Source organism: Ruegeria sp. B32 (assembly GCF_025141855.1).
GTDB classification, from domain to species: domain Bacteria; phylum Pseudomonadota; class Alphaproteobacteria; order Rhodobacterales; family Rhodobacteraceae; genus Ruegeria; species Ruegeria arenilitoris.
Map to the genome: position 1 here is coordinate 2,645,001 of NZ_CP081106.1, position 15,782 is coordinate 2,660,782.

Consider the following 15,782-nt stretch of genomic DNA (forward strand, 5'->3'; position numbering starts at 1 on the left):
AGGGTCGTCCTTGCGGGTCCCGAACTCATAGTAGTTGTTGTAGGAAGTGATCTCTTCCCAAGTGTTCTGCTCCAGCGCATCTTCCGCACCTGCACGGCCCGCGATCATCGCCAGTCCCGATCCGGCGAGTCCTGCCATGATCTGTCGGCGGTTCAGGAACGCCGCCCGCGGGGTCGTATCGGCATGTGTCAGGGTGTTGATCCAGCGGTGCGCCATTCCGTTCTCCGTTCAATTACAAAAATCAGCCTTGAGTTAGCCCCGTTTTAGCACCGGACCAACGCAACTTGCGTCACGATTGAGAGACGGGACTGTAACGAAGCCTGCGTTGCATTCCCGTCGCGCACAGCCAAACACCTGTGTGGAACGGCATCAACGGGATGGAAGCTGCACACCCGATAAGATATCGCCGAAACCACCAGAGACTGTGTGAAGGCCGCCCCGTGTTACTGACCAAAACCATTCCTTTGTCCCTTTCGATCCTGTGGCGCTTTGCGGTGACGTTCCCGATCCTGCTCATTGGCCTTTTTCTATACGGCGCGTTGGGTGGCGTGATCGGGTTCGTCATCGGGTTGATCCTGCCCGGAACACTGTTCATCGCAACCTTCCTGATCAGCGCCTCATCCGGAGTGATCCCGATCATGGTCGGGGCCCGGTTCGGGTTCCAGTCAAAGCTGATCCGACCCGGTGTGGGCTATCGCAAGCTGATCGTTCCCGCCATTGCCTATGGCGCGGCGGAGTCCCTGGCGATCGGCCTGATCCTTGCGCCAGTGGTCGGGTTGGCCTTTGTTCAGGTCGCGCCGAATCTGGTTGATCTGACCAAGACCCCCGAAACACCGGCCCTGGACTGGCTGACCTCGGCCGGCGCGTCGGTTTCGGTGGCGGGCCTCGTCGTCACGGTTGCAGTATTCACGGTAGCCTCGGCTGCGCGGGCCAGTCTGCTGGTTCCCCTGGCTGCGGCGGCCTTGGGCAGCGATCCTGACGACCGACCTTATACACCCTTCCGCAATCTGGGTGCGTCCTTCTGGCCGCTCTTTGCTTTGGTGGCCATCAGCTATGTATCGATGATGGTGCTTTACGTCCTCGCCTTACTGGCCGTGGCCTTCGTGGCGGGGCTACCGGCGTTGGCAACGTCCGTTACCGAAATCGAAGGCCTGTTCCGCGGTGGCGCCATCGAAAACCCGATCTGGCCTGCAGTGGCCTTGTTTCTCAGCTTTATCCTGGTCGGGCTTTGGGGGCTGAGCCTGCAATCCGCGGGTGCGGTATTGGCCTATCTGAAACTACAGGGCGGGCGCCCCAGCCGCCATATGGTGGATCCGGCCCAGCGCATGGCTCCGCCGGAACCGCCACCATCGCCCGAGTCCGGTCCGCGCCTGAGTGCCGACGACTTGCGAGCATTGCGCAAAAGCCGTCAGAACTAAGACTGATTGGTGCGCATGAAAAAGGCCCGCCATTTTTGGCGGGCCTTTCCTGTTTCAGCCAAGCCGCAGCTTAGTGGACCACGGCCTCGTCCGGGCGCGGGCGGTCGCTGGTGCCCAACCGGTCGCCGATGATCAGACCATCGGGTCCGGCAGTTACCGGCACGGTGTCGCCATCCCGGATGTCGCCGGCCAGCAAAGCCTCGGCCAGCGGGTTCTGCAGGGCACGCTGGATCACGCGCTTGAGCGGACGCGCCCCGAAGACCGGGTCGTAGCCTTCGTTGGCCAGCCACTCCTTGGCGGCATCGTCCAGCACAAGATCGATCTTGCGCCCGGCAAGCCGCTTCCGCAGGCGGGACAGCTGGATGTCGACGATTGCATCCATGTCCGACCGCTGAAGCCGGTCGAAGATGATGGTCTCATCCAGACGGTTCAGGAACTCGGGCCGGAAATGCGCCCGGACCGCGTCCATCACGTCGCGCTTGGCCTGCGCCGTGTCGGCCCCTTCGGGCAACTGGCTGAGCGCCTGCGACCCAAGGTTCGAGGTCAGCACGATCAGCGTCTGCTTGAAGTCGACCGTGCGGCCCTGACCGTCGGTCAGCACACCGTCATCCAACACCTGCAACAGCACGTTGAACACGTCCGGATGCGCCTTCTCGACCTCGTCGAACAGAACCACCTGGTACGGCCGGCGACGGACGGCTTCGGTCAGAACGCCGCCTTCCTCATAGCCGACATAGCCCGGCGGAGCACCGATCAGGCGGGCGACGGCGTGTTTCTCCATGAATTCGGACATGTCGATCCGCACCATCGCGTGTTCGTCGTCGAACAGGTATTCGGCGACGGCCTTGGTCAGCTCGGTCTTACCCACACCAGTCGGGCCGAGGAACAGGAACGAGCCCAACGGGCGGTTCTCGTCGTTCAGACCGGCCCGGGCCCGGCGCACGGCGTTGGCCACGGCGCGCACGGCCTCGTCCTGGCCGACCACGCGGGCATGCAGCGCTTCTTCCATGCGCAGCAGCTTTTCGCGCTCGCCTTCCAGCATCTTCGAGGTCGGGATACCCGTCCAGCGCTCGACCACGGCCGCGATCTGTTCGGGACGCACCGTTTCCTTGGCCATGACCGCGTTGCTTTCCTGGCTTTCGGCCTCGGCCAGCTTGCGCTCCAGCTCGGGGATCACGCCATAGGACAGCTCACCGGCCTTGGCCAGGTTGCCCTCGCGCTTGGCGATCTCCAGCTCGGCGCGCGCCTTGTCCAGCTGTTCCTTCAGCTCGCGGGCGCTGGCCAGCTTGTCACGCTCGGCCTGCCACTGGGCGGTCATCTCAGCGGATTTCTCCTTGAGCTCGGCCAGTTCCTTCTGCAAAGCCTCAAGCCGGTCTTTCGAAGCCGCGTCATCTTCAAGCTTCAGCGCTTCTTCCTCGATCTGGAGCTGCAGAATCTGGCGATCCAGCTGGTCCAGCTCTTCGGGCTTGCTGTCCACTTCCATGCGCAGACGCGAGGCGGCCTCGTCCACGAGGTCGATCGCCTTGTCGGGAAGGAAGCGGTCGGTGATGTAGCGGTGCGACAGGGTCGCGGCCGACACCAGCGCCGAATCCGAGATGCGCACACCGTGGTGCAGCTCGTATTTTTCCTTGATGCCGCGCAGGATGCTGATCGTGTCCTCGACCGTGGGTTCCTGCACGAAGACGGGCTGGAACCGGCGGGCAAGGGCCGCGTCCTTCTCGACGTATTTGCGGTACTCGTCCAGCGTGGTGGCGCCGATGCAGTGCAGCTCGCCCCGCGCCAGCGCGGGCTTGATCAGGTTGGCCGCATCCATCGCACCGTCGGACTTGCCGGCCCCGACCAGCGTGTGCATCTCGTCGATGAACAGAACGATCTCGCCGGCGGCCGCGGTGACTTCGTTCAGAACGGCTTTCAGGCGTTCCTCGAACTCACCGCGGTATTTCGCACCGGCGATCAGGGCACCCATGTCCAGCGCCAGCAGCGTCTTGTCCTTCAGCGATTCCGGCACGTCGCCGTTCACGATGCGCAAAGCCAGACCTTCGGCGATGGCGGTCTTACCCACACCAGGCTCACCGATCAGAACCGGGTTGTTCTTGGTCCGACGCGACAGAACCTGCATGGCGCGGCGGATTTCCTCGTCGCGGCCGATGATCGGGTCGATCTTGCCCTCGCGGGCGGCCTCGGTCAGGTCGCGGGCGTATTTCTTCAGCGCGTCATAGCCTTCTTCGGCATTGGCGCTGTCGGCCGTGCGGCCCTTGCGGATGTCGTTGATCGCCTCGTTCAGCTTCTGGGCGGACACGGCACCGGCTTCCAGGGCCTCTTTGGCTTTGGATTTGACGATGCACAGCGCCATCAGCACGCGCTCGACCGGAACGAAGCTGTCGCCGGCTTTCTTGGCGATCTTCTCGGCCTCGTCCAGAACCTTGGCGGTCTGACCGTCCAGATAGACCTGGCCCGCGTCGCCGCTGACCTTCGGGATCTTGGCCAGGGCAACATCCAGCGCTTCGACCACGCGCTCGGGCGCGCCGCCCGCACGTTTGATCAGGTTGCTGGCCAGCCCCTGGTCATCATCCATCAGTGCTTTCAGAATATGTTCGGGAGCCAGTCTCTGGTGTCCCTCGCGCAGCGCAATGGTTTGCGCCGCCTGCACGAAACCTCGTGCACGCTCGGTGAACTTGTTCAAGTCCATGGCATTCTCCTTTTCCAAGCGCCCGTTAAATTTGCGCCTGCTTGGCAGCACGCAGTGGTCCGGGCCTCATGGATCAATTTGGGAAATGTCCCCGCTGCTTCAAGAGGGTAGCGGGTGAAAAAACGCTCAGCCGCGGGGAATCGTATAGACGGTATAGCCGCCGGTTTCGGTCACCTGCTGAGCATTCTGCATTTCGACCAGCGACTGCGCGGCGGCGCTGCCGGTGGGGCACGAGACAAGGTCCGCCGTGTGGTCCAGGAAATTGACGGTAAAGGCGGTTTCGCCGGTCAACTGGCACCAGTCATCCTCGGACCGATAGCCGCCGACCAGGTACAAATCGTCGTTGGTGGGCGGCGGGGCAGCGCCCGTCTCGGGTTGTGGAGGGGTGTCGTCACAAGCGGCGAGCGCGGCCACGGCGGCCAGCGGAAATAGATGCTTCATGGTCTGTCCCTTTGGTGCAATTTTTGGTCCTGAATGGCGGCACCATAGCACAGTTGGGCCAAAGCGGGGAAACCAGGGTCTCCCCTGCCAGCCGTGGCGGTCAATCGCCTTCGATTTCCCGGATCAGTTTTGTTGCAACGTCGTCGCCCTGATCGGCCGCAAGACGGTAATATTTCAACGCGCCTTCGATCTCGCCCGCCTCGTGCAGCAGCCGGCCGAACTTGCGCTGCGAGGCCATATGGCCAAGCTCGGCCGCCCTGCCCCAGAGCACAAAAGCCGCCTGCGTGTCCTGGGGTACTCCGTCCCGCCCGTGATAGGTCAGCGACGCCAGATTATGCAGCGCCACGACGTCATCCTCTTCGGCGGCCTGGAAATAATACTCCAGCGCCTTTTCGATATCCTTGGGATATCCGTTCTGGCCGGTTTCGTAGATCAAGCCCAGATGCACCGCAGCATCGACGTTTCCGTGATCGGCGGCCCGCTCCAGATAGTCGACCGCGCGGTCCATATCCTGTGCGACATGCATACCGTCGCGATGGAAGATGCCAAGGCGGACCATAGAAGGATCATACCCAAAGAACGCAGCCCGTTCATAATACTCGAGCGCCTTGTCGATGTCGGGCGCGACACCATCCCCGTGTTCATAGCCGTATGCCACGTTGTGCATTCCCATGGACAGGCCGGCATCGGCGGCCGCCATGTACCACCCGAACGCCGTTTCATCGTTTTCGGGAACGATCTGACCCTCGTTATAGAGCGAAGCGAGCGTGTTCATCGCCAGCCCGCTGCCTTCCATTGCTGCCAGCTCCGAAAATTCGAGCGCCATTTCCAGCTTGCCGCCTTTCATCAGCGCCCGGCCGAACGCGGCGACGACCTCGGCATCGACATTCTGGTCTTTCAGCAGCAGATCGGCACAGATCGCCATCGCATTCTCGGCGTCCATGTCCGCCCATTCCACCCCGTCGAAATAAGGCGACTGGCCCGGAGCGGCAGCGGCCATCAGGCACTGATATTCTCCATCCGAATAGTCGGGCTCGTATGGCGGATCGTCGGGGTCTGGTTCCGGCCGCGGTCGCAGGTCGGTCACAAGCAGGCGTCGTGTCTCTTCTTTGGGGGTGCTGACCTCCTCCGGTTCAGGTGAGCCTCCATTGAATTCGGCCAGTTGCTCGCGTGCAAGCTGCGAGTAAATCGGGCACTCCGCATAGACCTCGGCAAAGCTTTGGATGGCTGCCGCCGACCCGCTGTCCTTGACGTCCGCCCAGACCAGTCGGGCCTCGCCGCAATCGGTTTCGCCGGCCCAGACAGCGCCCGCCCCGGCCAAAACAGCTGCCGAAGCCATCACACCCAACCGTATCATCCTGTACTTCCCTGCGTCTTTTCTTGTCTGATTGCGCCGCACGCTCTACAGAAGCGCCGATCCCGTCAAGCCTGAAAGGTCGAAACAATGCCCAAAGCCCTGCCCCAAACCGCAGATGACCGCCTGATCGTCGCCCTCGACGTGCCCAACGCGCTGGAAGGGCTGAAAATGGCCGAGACGCTGGGCGACGCGGTATCGTTCTACAAGATCGGTCTGGGCATGCTGACCGGTGGCGGGTTGGCCTTGGCAAACGAGTTGAAGCAGGAGCACGGCAAGCGCATCTTTCTGGACATGAAGCTGTTCGACATCGGCAACACGGTCGAGAATGCCGTGCGGGGGCTGGCGCAGTTCGATCTGGATTTCCTCACGGTGCATGGCGACCCCCACGTGGTGCGTGCCGCCAAGGAAGGCGCGGCAGGCAAGGATCTGAAGATCCTGGCGGTGACCATCCTGACCTCGCTGAACCGTGACGATCTGGATGCAGGTTTGATGAAGTCCGGCGACATGCAGGACATGGTTCTGGAACGCGCGGCCCGCGCATTCGAGGCCGGCGCCGACGGCGTGATCGCCAGTCCGCAAGAGGCGGCCCTGATCCGCGCCCTGCCCCAGGCCGAAGGCCGACTGATCGTCACCCCTGGCGTGCGGCCGTCCGGATCGGACCTTGGCGATCAGAAACGCGTCGCGACACCCGCCGCCGCAATCAGTGACGGGGCCGATCACATCGTGGTCGGGCGGCCGATTTATCAGGCCGCCGACCCCAAGGCTGCAGCCGACGCCGTACTGGCCGAGTTGCGTTCGGTGTAACCTTTCGAGGGCAAGTCGCGTCAAATCACCATTCCAGAAGCACGATTTGGCCCGCAAGCGGTTGACCTTGCGTCACTTTTGGCCGCGGCCGCGCCAAATTGCCTCTGTGCCCCAAAACACACATGAAAAACACGAGTTTTGGGACCTGCTTCGTAGGCCTATCGAAATCGACATTTTTGGGCGATTCTGATCAAGAGACACTCCCCAACGGGCCGCGTCTTCCTGAGGCCCGTTACCTCCCCCCGCGAAACTGCGGGGGTCTTCTTGTCGGCCCCACCTTTTCGTTCAATCGCTTTGCGCTGCAGCGTGCGGTGTTGTACTTTTGGCACCTCGGCCAGACCGCTCATTCACGGTGCCCGTGGAAAGGAAATGATGCCCGCTCTCTGTCGCGATTGCCTTGCCAGTCTTCACGACGAACGGCGCTGCCCCTCCTGCGGCAGCCCGCGGGTGTTGCGGCATCCAGAGCTGTTCGATCTGACCATCGCCCATATGGATTGCGACGCGTTCTATGCCTCGGTCGAAAAGCGCGACAACCCCGAACTGGCGGACAAGCCGGTGATCATCGGCGGGGGGCGGCGTGGCGTGGTGTCAACGGCCTGCTATGTGGCCCGTATTCGCGGCGTACGCTCGGCGATGCCAATGTTTCAGGCGCTGAAACTATGCCCCGATGCAGTGGTGATCAAACCGCGCATGTCTGTCTATGTCGAGGTCTCACGACAGATCCGCGCGATGATGGACGAACTGACACCGGATATCGAACCCTTGTCACTGGACGAGGCATTCATGGACTTGTCAGGCACCCAGCGACTGCATGGCGCGCCGCCCGCGGTGATGCTGGCACGGCTGGTCAAACGCATGAAAGACGAACTGGGCCTGACAGGCTCGATCGGGCTTTCGCACAACAAGTTTCTGGCCAAGGTGGCGTCCGACCTGGACAAGCCGCGCGGGTTTTCCGTGATCGGCATGGCGGAAACCGCCGAGTTTTTGAACGACAAGCCGGTGCGGTTGATCTGGGGCATCGGACCGGCTGCGCAGGAGTCACTGGAGCGGGCCGGCATTCGCACATTCTCGGACTTGCTGCGATGGGATCAAGAGGCCCTCACGGCGCGCTTCGGTTCGATGGGCTATCGGCTGTGGCACCTGGCCAGAGGGCAGGACAAGCGGCGCGTTTCGGCCCACGAGCCGATGAAGTCGATCAGCAATGAAACAACGTTTTTCGAGGACACCGCCAACCCCGACATTCTGGACGGCCACCTTTGGCGCATGGCCGAAAAGGTGGCCGACCGTGCGAAGGCCAAGGGGCTGGCCGGGCGGGTCGTGACGCTGAAGCTCAAGAAGGCCAACCACAAACTGCTGACCCGCCGGGTCTCGTTGCGGGATGCGACACAGATGGCCGACCGCATCTACCGCACCGCCCGCGGGCTGTTCGATCAGGTCGGCGATCAGGGCCCCTATCGTCTGCTGGGCTGCGGATTGTCAGATCTGTGCGCCGAAGATAAGGCCGACATATCCGGCGACCTGCTGGACCCCGGGGCCACGCAACGCTCGAAAGCAGAGCGTGCGACCGACGAGATCCGCCGAAAATATGGAACTGATGCAATCGTGAAGGGCCGAGCGCTGCGGTGACTCTTCCTATTCGGCGGCCAGCCGTGCCGGCTGGGAACCAATTCGGGCGATCTCCGCGATGACTTCTTCCAGAATATCCCTGAACGCCAGGAAATTGGCGTTGGGCTCGATCGTGTTCTCATTCATATAGAGCGCCCGGTCGATCTCGATCTGAATCGCATGCTGATGACGGGCGGGACGCCCGTAGGTTTGGGTCACGTACGCCCCTGCAAAGGGCGTGTTGCGGGCCACGGTCAGACCGGCGGACGAAAAGGCCGCTTCGATCTGATCAACAATGACGCCCGATGCCGAGGCACCAAACCGATCTCCCAGCACGATCTCGGGACGGCGCCCCTTGGGGTTCCCTGCCATGGCAACGGCCTCGTGCGGCATCGAGTGGCAGTCGATCAGGATGGCCTGTCCGAACATGTCGATCGATTCCGCCAAAAGAGACTTCAGGCGGGCGTGATAGGGACGCCAATAGGTGTCGATGCGCAGGCGCGCTTCGTCCATCGTAAGTTTGCCGCTGTAGATTGCGCGACCGTTGGACACGACACGGGGGATCACGCCCAACCCCGATACCACGCGCGGGTTGTGTCCCTGACGGCGCGCGCCCAGAATCAACGCAGGATCCAGTTCCTCGGCGCTGCGGTTGAGATCAAGGAAAGCGCGCGGCATCTGCGCCGCAATCAACGGTGCGCCATGGATCGAGGCCGAAGCGAACAGTTGATCGACAAAGGCGTCTTCGGAAGAGCGAATCACATTGCGGTTCAGAACCGAACGATCCAGAAAGCCCGGCAAATAGTTCCGGCCGCTATGTGGCGAAGAAAAAACAACGCACGACGTGCGTTCTGCGGGCATTTCCAAAGCGTATGCGGCGCTGTGCATGGCCTCTCCTTCTTTGCCGATAACATAGACCGGAAAATTGTTGGACCAAACCCCTTGAACCCCTTCGCGACTCCTTTTATAGACCCCTCCACCGGCGCGGAGATCCGCGCCCCGTTTCGTTATGGGGCAGGATACGCAAAGGGAACGTGGGCGGTTAGCTCAGCGGTAGAGCACTTCGTTGACATCGAAGGGGTCACAAGTTCGATCCTTGTACCGCCCACCATCGTTTCACTGTTTCGGGTCTGACCCGGGGCACCCGCTAACCCAGGCGCTGGCCACGTCCTTGATGAAGGCGCCGCAGAATTGGAGAGAGACCATGAAGGTCAAGAACTCGCTCCGCTCGCTCAAGAACCGGCACCGCGACTGCCGGGTTGTGCGTCGCAAAGGCCGCGTCTATGTGATCAACAAGACGCAGCGCAAGTTCAAAGCTCGTCAGGGCTGAGAACGGCAAATCGCTGTTTCAAAGAACCGCGCCTCCGGGCGCGGTTTTTTTGTGCCGCGCGCCGAGACTGACCGTTCGTGTTAGGCTGTTGAAAACAGCCGGGAGCGCGAAACGGATGAAACACTCTTGCATCGACATACTGGTGGGCACCACCAAGGGTGCCTTCGTGATCATCGGAGACCCGGATCGCGCATCTTGGCGCGTTACGGGTCCGCATTGCGGCGGCTGGCCCATCAACCACGTCGTCGGAGATGACGAAACCGGGACACTCTGGGCCGGCGGCGGCGGCGACTGGCACGGAGCCGGCGTCTGGCGCTCCGAGGACGGGGGCCAGAGCTGGGAGGTCACCAAACTCACCCAAGGGCAGCAGGACGAGTGGGCCGCGAACGATCCCGACTTTGCCGAGTTGATCGGGTGGACCGGAGAAGCAGCACCGTTCGGCGACGAGTTCTCGCAGATCTGGTCGCTGCATCATACGGGCGGGGCATTGTACGCGGGAACAAAACCGGCGCGGTTGTTGGTCAGTTCGGATGCTGGGCAGACCTGGGAAACGGTCAATGGCCTGACCGATCACCCCTCAGCCGAAGACTGGTCACCGGGGGCCGCAGGCTTGGTGCTGCACACGATCGTTTCCGATCCAGACGATGCGCAAAAGCTGTGGGTGGGCATATCGGCGGCCGGAGTATTCGCCTCGGAAGACGGCGGCACTACGTGGGAGCGGCGCAACCGGCTGTCGAACGCCGAGAGTTGCGGGCAGCACGACCATCCGGCCGCGCCGCGGGACGGTCAAATCGGTCATTGCGTACACAACATGGTCCGGGCGCCCGGCACCAAAGGGCTGCTGTATCAACAGAACCATCATGGTGTCTGGCGTTCGTCCGATGACGGGCGCAGCTGGGACGATATCTCGGGCGGGTTGCCGTCGACCTTTGGATTCCCAATCCACGTCCATCCCCACGATCCCAATACGATCTGGACCATTCCCCTGAATGGAGACAGCATCGGACGGTATCCGCCGGATGCGGCGGCGGCGGTCTGGAAATCGACCGATGGTGGCCAAAGCTGGACCGCTTGTCGCGAAGGGCTGCCGCAGACCAGCTGCTTTTTCACGGTTCTGCGCCAGGCGATGGCAGGAGATTGTTGCGACCCTGCGGGTGTCTATTTCGGAACCAACAGCGGCTCGGTGTTTGCAAGCGCCGACGAAGGCGAAACCTGGACCGAGATCGCCAGGCATTTGCCGACCATTTTGTCGGTCGAGACAATTCAACGCGCGCGCTAGCCATGCCTGTCCGGCGCACTTAAACACGCTGCGGCAAATTAGACCAAGTAATTTTGTCGGATTTTCTTGCATCCCACCCGGAATCGTTTAATTGAGCAAATCAGTCGGGAAATACCCCGCTCATGAGATTCGACAACCGGGACATCCACAGATGAAAACCACGAGCTTTATCGCCGCCGCACTGTCGGCCCTGATCGCCGGATCGGCCGCCGCTGAAGGCGAGCTGAACCTGTACTCCTCGCGCCATTACGACACCGACGAGCGTCTCTACACCGATTTCGAAGAAGCCACTGGCATCAAGATCAATCGCATCGAAGGCAAGGCCGACGAGCTGATCGCGCGGATGGAAGCCGAAGGCGCGAACTCGCCCGCCGACATCCTGCTGACCGTTGACACCTCGCGCCTGGCACGGGCCAAGAACGCGGGCCTGCTGCAGGCGGTCGACAGCGAAGTTCTGGAAGAGCGCATCCCCGCCAACCTGCAGGACGAAGACAACCAGTGGTTCGGCTTCTCGCAGCGCGCGCGCATCATCTTCTATGACAAGAATGACGTGACCAACCCTCCGGCCACCTACCTGGATCTGGCCGACCCTGAATACAAAGGGCTGGTTTGCATCCGGTCGTCCAGCAACACCTACAACCAGACCCTGCTGGCCTCGATCATCACCCATCACGGCGCAGAAAAGGCCAAGGAATGGGCCGAGGGCGTCGTGGCCAACATGGCGCGTGAACCTCAGGGCGGCGACACCGATCAGCTGCGTGGAATCGTGTCCGGTGAATGCGAAATCGCCGTGTCGAACTCGTACTACTTTGCACGTGCTCTACGCAAAGACGTCAAGGGCCTGTCGGACAGCGTCGACATGATCGGAATTCAATTCCCCGCGCAGGATGCCGAAGGCGCACACATGAACCTGTCGGGTGCGGGCGTCGCGGCTCATGCCCCGAACAAGGACAACGCGGTCAAGTTCCTGGAATACCTCGCCAGCGATCAGGCACAGGTCTACTTCTCGAACGGCAACGATGAATTCCCCGCCGTCCAAGGCGTTGAGCTGGCCGAGAACGTGGCCGCTCTGGGTGAATTCAAGGCCGACGAAGTGAACCTGTCTGAAGTCGCCAAGAACATCCCCGAGGCCCAGAAGATCTTCAACGAGGTTGGCTGGAAGTAAGCCGCCATCATATCGAGCAGTTGAAGGGGCGCAGCAAAGGCGCCCCTTTTTATTTTATTTATTTCTGCTAACTTTCTCATTATCGAAACTGATTCTCGGATATGAGAAATGCTCGACAACCTGTCCAGCCGCCTCGCGCGCCATCTGAGCGACCTGCGCCGCAGTCGGGGCTGGTCGCTTGAACAACTCGCGCAGGCCAGCGGGGTCAGCCGGGCCACCCTGTCGCGCATGGAGAAGGCCGAGGTCAGCCCGACGGCCGAGAATCTTGGCCGCTTGTGCGCAGCCTACGGCCTGCCGATGTCGCGCCTGTTGATGATGGTCGAGGACAGCTTCGACCCCAAGGTTCCTTACGAACGGCAGATCGAATGGCGCGACCCCGAAACCGGGTTCACGCGCCGGTCGGTGTCGCCGCCCTCGGCGGGGCTGACGGGCGAGGTTCTGGAATGTCACCTCCCTCCCGGCACAACAATCACCTATGACGCACCGCCTCGTCCCGGGCAGGAACATCACTTGATCGTGCTGGATGGCGCACTGACCCTGACCGTTGATGGAACGTCCCATGCGCTGAACGGGGGTGATTGCCTGCGTTATCATCTGTCAGGCGCGACCCGTTTTGAAACCGAGGCGTCCCGCGGCGCCCGCTACATTCTGGTGCTGATATGATTACACGCCTGACCGAAACGACTTTTGACCAAGCGGTGGAGGATCTGGCGGATGTCCTGCATGGCTGCGTGCATACCGGCGCCAGCATAGGGTTCATTCTGCCGTTTTCCCGTGACGCCGCGCGCGCCTATTGGCAGGAGCGCGTGCGCCCTGCGCTGTCAGCCGGAGAGCTGGATCTTTTCGTGGCCTATGGCGACGGACGCATCCAAGGGACTGTTCAGCTGATTCCGGCTGCGATGCCCAACCAGCCACACCGCGCCGATGTGGCCAAGCTGCTGGTGCATCCCGACGCACGGCGGCGCGGACTGGGCCTTGCCTTGATGGGCGCCCTGCAGGAGCGCGCCGCCGAACTTGGCCGAACCCTGTTGGTGCTGGACACACGCAGCACCGACCCGTCGCGCATCCTGTACCAGAGCCTGGGCTTTGAAACTGCCGGAGAGATTCCCGGCTATTGCCGCAACCCGTTCGAACCCGTTTTCGAACCCACCACCTACATGTACAAGGCGCTGGGCTAACGCAGCACCAGGTCGGCCGCGCCCGAGTTCTGCACCACGCGTCGGGCGTTGGGAATGTCATTGGCGAAGGCTCGGCGCTCGGCTTCGTCGCGCGGCAGGCCCAGCCCGATCCAACGGTCCAGCAGGCGCGCCTCGAGTGTCGGCAGGGGCACGTCCAGAAACACGGTCAGCGCCCACAGGTCGCGAAGATCGTTCCATCCCGGTTCGTCCAGCAGGAGATAGTTCCCTTCGACGATCACCACCTGCTGGTCACGGGTCACGAACGAACAGGCTGCGATGGATTTGTCGAGCACGCGGTCGAACTCGGGCACGGCGACCTCGTCTTCGGCCTGAAGGCGACGCAACAAGGCGTGAAAGCCCGGCAGGTCGAATGTCTCGGGCGCACCCTTGCGCGGTAGCAGATCGCGTGCCGTCAGGATCTGGTTGTCATAGTGGAAACCATCCATCGACAGCAGCCCGGTCGGAATGCCGCGCCCCTGCAGCGCCTGTTGGGCAAGAGCGGCCACGGTGGATTTCCCCGCACCCGGCGGCCCGGCTACGGCAACAAGCTGACGCGCCTCGCCGTCCGCCAGCCCGGCTGCGGCGTCGGCGATCCGCTCGGCCAGCGCCTGCGGCGATGACCCTTCGGTCGTCATGCCGCGCGATCCTGTTCCGGCGGCTCTTTGGCGCCCGTCATGAAGGCCACGGCATCGGACATGGTGTAGTCCTTGGGGTCGATCACGCAGAGCCGCTTGCCAAGCCGATGCACATGGATGCGGTCGGCCACTTCGAACACATGGGGCATGTTGTGGCTGATCAGAATGATCGGAATGCCACGCGATTTCACGTCTTGGATCAGTTCCAGAACCCGTCGGCTTTCCTTGACGCCAAGCGCCGCGGTGGGTTCGTCAAGGATGATGACTTTAGACCCGAACGCCGCCGCACGAGCCACGGCGACACCCTGACGTTGTCCACCCGACAGGGTCTCAACCGCCTGGTTGATGTTCTGGATCGTCATCAGCCCCAGTTCGTTCAGCTTGTCGCGGGCGAACTTCTCCATCGCCGGACGGTCGAGCATCCGGAACACCGAACCCAACGGTCCCTTGCGCCGGATCTCGCGCCCCATGAACATGTTGTCGGTGATCGACAGGGCGGGCGACATGGCCAACGTCTGATAGACCGTTTCGATCCCGGCTTCGCGCGCGTCGATGGGCGAGTGGAAATCGACCTTTCGCCCTTCCAGCCAGATCTCGCCCTCATCCGGGGCGACGGCACCGGAAACCGCCTTGATCAGGGTCGATTTACCCGCGCCGTTGTCGCCGATCACGGCCAGGATCTCGCCCGGCATCAGGTCGAAATCGCAATGATCCAGCGCCGTGACCTTGCCATAGCGTTTGACCAGATTGCGCCCTTTGAGAATGGGTTCCATCACGCTGCTACCTTTCTGATCCACTGGTCCACGGCCACGGCGGCGATGATCAGCATACCGATAAGAAGGAAAGTCCACTGCGCATCCGCGCCCAACAACCGCAGGCCGAGGGTGAACACGCCAACGATCAGCGCCCCGAACAACGAGCCCAGGATCGATCCACGCCCCCCGAACAATGAAATGCCTCCGATCACGACGGCGGTGATGCTTTCGATGTTGGCCAACTGCCCCGAGGTGGGCGAGACCGAGCCGATGCGCCCGATCAGCGCCCAGCCGGCAAAGGCGCAGATCAGCCCCGACAGCATGTAGACCGACATCAGCGTGCGATGCACATTCACGCCCGACAGCTCGGCGGCCTCGGGGTCGTCGCCCACGGCATAGACATGGCGCCCCCACGCGGTATGCCGCAGCGCATAGGCCAGAACCAGGATCAGCACCAGCATGAAGATCACTCCGACCGTGAAAACAGCCCCGCCGACATTGAACTTGGCGCCGAACAGTTGAAGGATCGGGGCGTTGGCCTCGATTTCCTGCGACCGGATGGTTTCATTCTGTGAATACAGGAAGTTGGCGGCCAGAACGATCTGCCACATGCCCAGCGTCACGATGAAGGGTGGTAGCTTGACCCGGCTGACCAGGAACCCGTTCACGGCGCCGATGGCGGTCCCGATGGCCAGACCGCACAGGATCGCCACCGTGGGCGGCAGCCCATAGCGGAAGGTGAATTGGCCCATCACCACCGAGGACATGACCATGATCGCCCCCACGCTCAGGTCGATCCCGGCGGTCAGGATCACAAGACTCTGGGCGGCGGCCACGATGCCGACGATCTGCACCTGTTGCAGGATCAGGGTCAGTGCGAATGGCGAAAAGAACTTGGCCCCAAGCAAGGCGCCGAAAATCAGGATCGCCGCGACCAGAACGATCAGCGGCACCAGCGACGGGTTCACATGCAGAAAGTGTTGGACCGTCCCCATGAAACCGCGGTGGTGATCTTCGAATTCGGCAACTTGTTCCGGGCTGCCTTTGGCTGCGGCTTCGAAATCGTCGGACTGTCTCGATGTGTCGGACATCAGTGAGGTTCCCCCATGCGTCAAGCTCCCGTCTT

General features: G+C 62.2%; 16 protein-coding genes and 1 tRNA gene (1 of these 17 only partly in view). 9 read left to right on the forward strand and 8 right to left on the reverse strand.

Annotation, left to right across the window (positions count from 1 at the left end; genetic code table 11):
• A protein-coding gene (msrP, locus tag K3752_RS13360) for a protein-methionine-sulfoxide reductase catalytic subunit MsrP (RefSeq protein ID WP_260063504.1) crosses the window boundary here: on the reverse strand, positions 1-216 show its beginning. Its footprint begins 687 nt before the window's first position; the window shows 216 of its 903 coding nt (coding positions 1-216); it begins with the start codon at positions 214-216; the stop codon falls past the left edge of the window.
• Positions 217-440: 224 nt separating this feature from the next.
• On the opposite strand from msrP, the gene K3752_RS13365 reads away from it, so the two are divergent.
• Positions 441-1,418: a hypothetical protein gene (locus K3752_RS13365; RefSeq protein ID WP_260063505.1), complete on the forward strand. Its 978-nt coding sequence runs from the start codon at positions 441-443 to the stop codon at positions 1,416-1,418.
• A 70-nt stretch (positions 1,419-1,488) separates the two neighbouring features.
• Here K3752_RS13365 and clpB read toward each other — a convergent pair whose 3' ends face one another.
• From clpB to K3752_RS13380, 3 genes are all read right to left on the reverse strand, one after another.
• Positions 1,489-4,107, reverse strand: a complete 2,619-nt coding sequence (clpB, locus tag K3752_RS13370) for an ATP-dependent chaperone ClpB (protein ID WP_260063506.1) — start codon at positions 4,105-4,107, stop codon at positions 1,489-1,491.
• 126 nt (positions 4,108-4,233) lie between these two features.
• Positions 4,234-4,548, reverse strand: a complete 315-nt coding sequence (locus K3752_RS13375; protein ID WP_170343525.1) for a hypothetical protein — start codon at positions 4,546-4,548, stop codon at positions 4,234-4,236.
• A 100-nt stretch (positions 4,549-4,648) separates the two neighbouring features.
• Positions 4,649-5,905, reverse strand: a complete 1,257-nt coding sequence (locus K3752_RS13380) for a tetratricopeptide repeat protein (protein ID WP_260063507.1) — start codon at positions 5,903-5,905, stop codon at positions 4,649-4,651.
• A gap of 87 nt (positions 5,906-5,992) precedes the next feature.
• Between K3752_RS13380 and pyrF the strand changes: the two genes are divergently transcribed.
• Positions 5,993-6,709 carry an orotidine-5'-phosphate decarboxylase gene (gene pyrF / locus K3752_RS13385; protein WP_170408025.1) on the forward strand — a complete coding sequence of 239 codons (717 nt, stop codon included), beginning with the start codon at positions 5,993-5,995 and terminating at the stop codon, positions 6,707-6,709.
• Positions 6,710-7,081: 372 nt separating this feature from the next.
• On the forward strand, positions 7,082-8,335 hold the full coding sequence (locus tag K3752_RS13390; protein ID WP_260063508.1) for a DNA polymerase IV: 1,254 nt from the start codon (positions 7,082-7,084) through the stop codon (positions 8,333-8,335).
• Between the two features lie 6 nt (positions 8,336-8,341).
• Here the strand turns inward: K3752_RS13390 and K3752_RS13395 are convergent, their stop codons facing one another.
• Positions 8,342-9,202, reverse strand: a complete 861-nt coding sequence (locus K3752_RS13395) for an N-formylglutamate amidohydrolase (protein WP_260063509.1) — start codon at positions 9,200-9,202, stop codon at positions 8,342-8,344.
• Between the two features lie 148 nt (positions 9,203-9,350).
• Here K3752_RS13395 and K3752_RS13400 point away from each other — a divergent pair.
• From K3752_RS13400 to K3752_RS13425, 6 genes are all read left to right on the forward strand, one after another.
• A tRNA-Val gene (locus K3752_RS13400) sits at positions 9,351-9,425 on the forward strand.
• Positions 9,426-9,518: 93 nt separating this feature from the next.
• On the forward strand, positions 9,519-9,644 hold the full coding sequence (ykgO, locus tag K3752_RS13405) for a type B 50S ribosomal protein L36 (RefSeq protein WP_005648635.1): 126 nt from the start codon (positions 9,519-9,521) through the stop codon (positions 9,642-9,644).
• A gap of 115 nt (positions 9,645-9,759) precedes the next feature.
• Entirely contained in the window at positions 9,760-10,923 is a 1,164-nt protein-coding gene (locus K3752_RS13410; protein WP_260063510.1) for an exo-alpha-sialidase, read from the forward strand.
• A 151-nt stretch (positions 10,924-11,074) separates the two neighbouring features.
• Positions 11,075-12,088, forward strand: a complete 1,014-nt coding sequence (locus K3752_RS13415) for a Fe(3+) ABC transporter substrate-binding protein (RefSeq protein ID WP_170589788.1) — start codon at positions 11,075-11,077, stop codon at positions 12,086-12,088.
• A gap of 108 nt (positions 12,089-12,196) precedes the next feature.
• Positions 12,197-12,751, forward strand: a complete 555-nt coding sequence (locus K3752_RS13420) for a helix-turn-helix domain-containing protein (RefSeq protein WP_170342880.1) — start codon at positions 12,197-12,199, stop codon at positions 12,749-12,751.
• Positions 12,748-13,266 carry a GNAT family N-acetyltransferase gene (locus K3752_RS13425; protein ID WP_260063511.1) on the forward strand — a complete coding sequence of 173 codons (519 nt, stop codon included), beginning with the start codon at positions 12,748-12,750 and terminating at the stop codon, positions 13,264-13,266. The genes K3752_RS13420 and K3752_RS13425 overlap by 4 nt, the downstream gene beginning before the upstream one ends.
• Here K3752_RS13425 and K3752_RS13430 read toward each other — a convergent pair.
• The 3 genes from K3752_RS13430 to K3752_RS13440 are packed head-to-tail and all read right to left on the reverse strand — an operon-like array spanning position 13,263 to position 15,747.
• Entirely contained in the window at positions 13,263-13,901 is a 639-nt protein-coding gene (locus K3752_RS13430; protein ID WP_170343516.1) for an AAA family ATPase, read from the reverse strand. The genes K3752_RS13425 and K3752_RS13430 overlap by 4 nt on opposite strands.
• The gene (locus K3752_RS13435; protein ID WP_170342885.1) at positions 13,898-14,674 is read right to left on the reverse strand and encodes an ATP-binding cassette domain-containing protein; all 777 of its coding nucleotides are present in this window, start codon (positions 14,672-14,674) and stop codon (positions 13,898-13,900) included. The genes K3752_RS13430 and K3752_RS13435 overlap by 4 nt, the downstream gene beginning before the upstream one ends.
• Positions 14,674-15,747 (reverse strand): ABC transporter permease, encoded by a 1,074-nt coding sequence (locus K3752_RS13440; RefSeq protein ID WP_093965462.1) that lies wholly within the window; start codon positions 15,745-15,747, stop codon positions 14,674-14,676. Before K3752_RS13440 ends, K3752_RS13435 begins: the two co-directional genes overlap by 1 nt.
• Between the last annotated feature and the right edge of the window lie 35 nt (positions 15,748-15,782).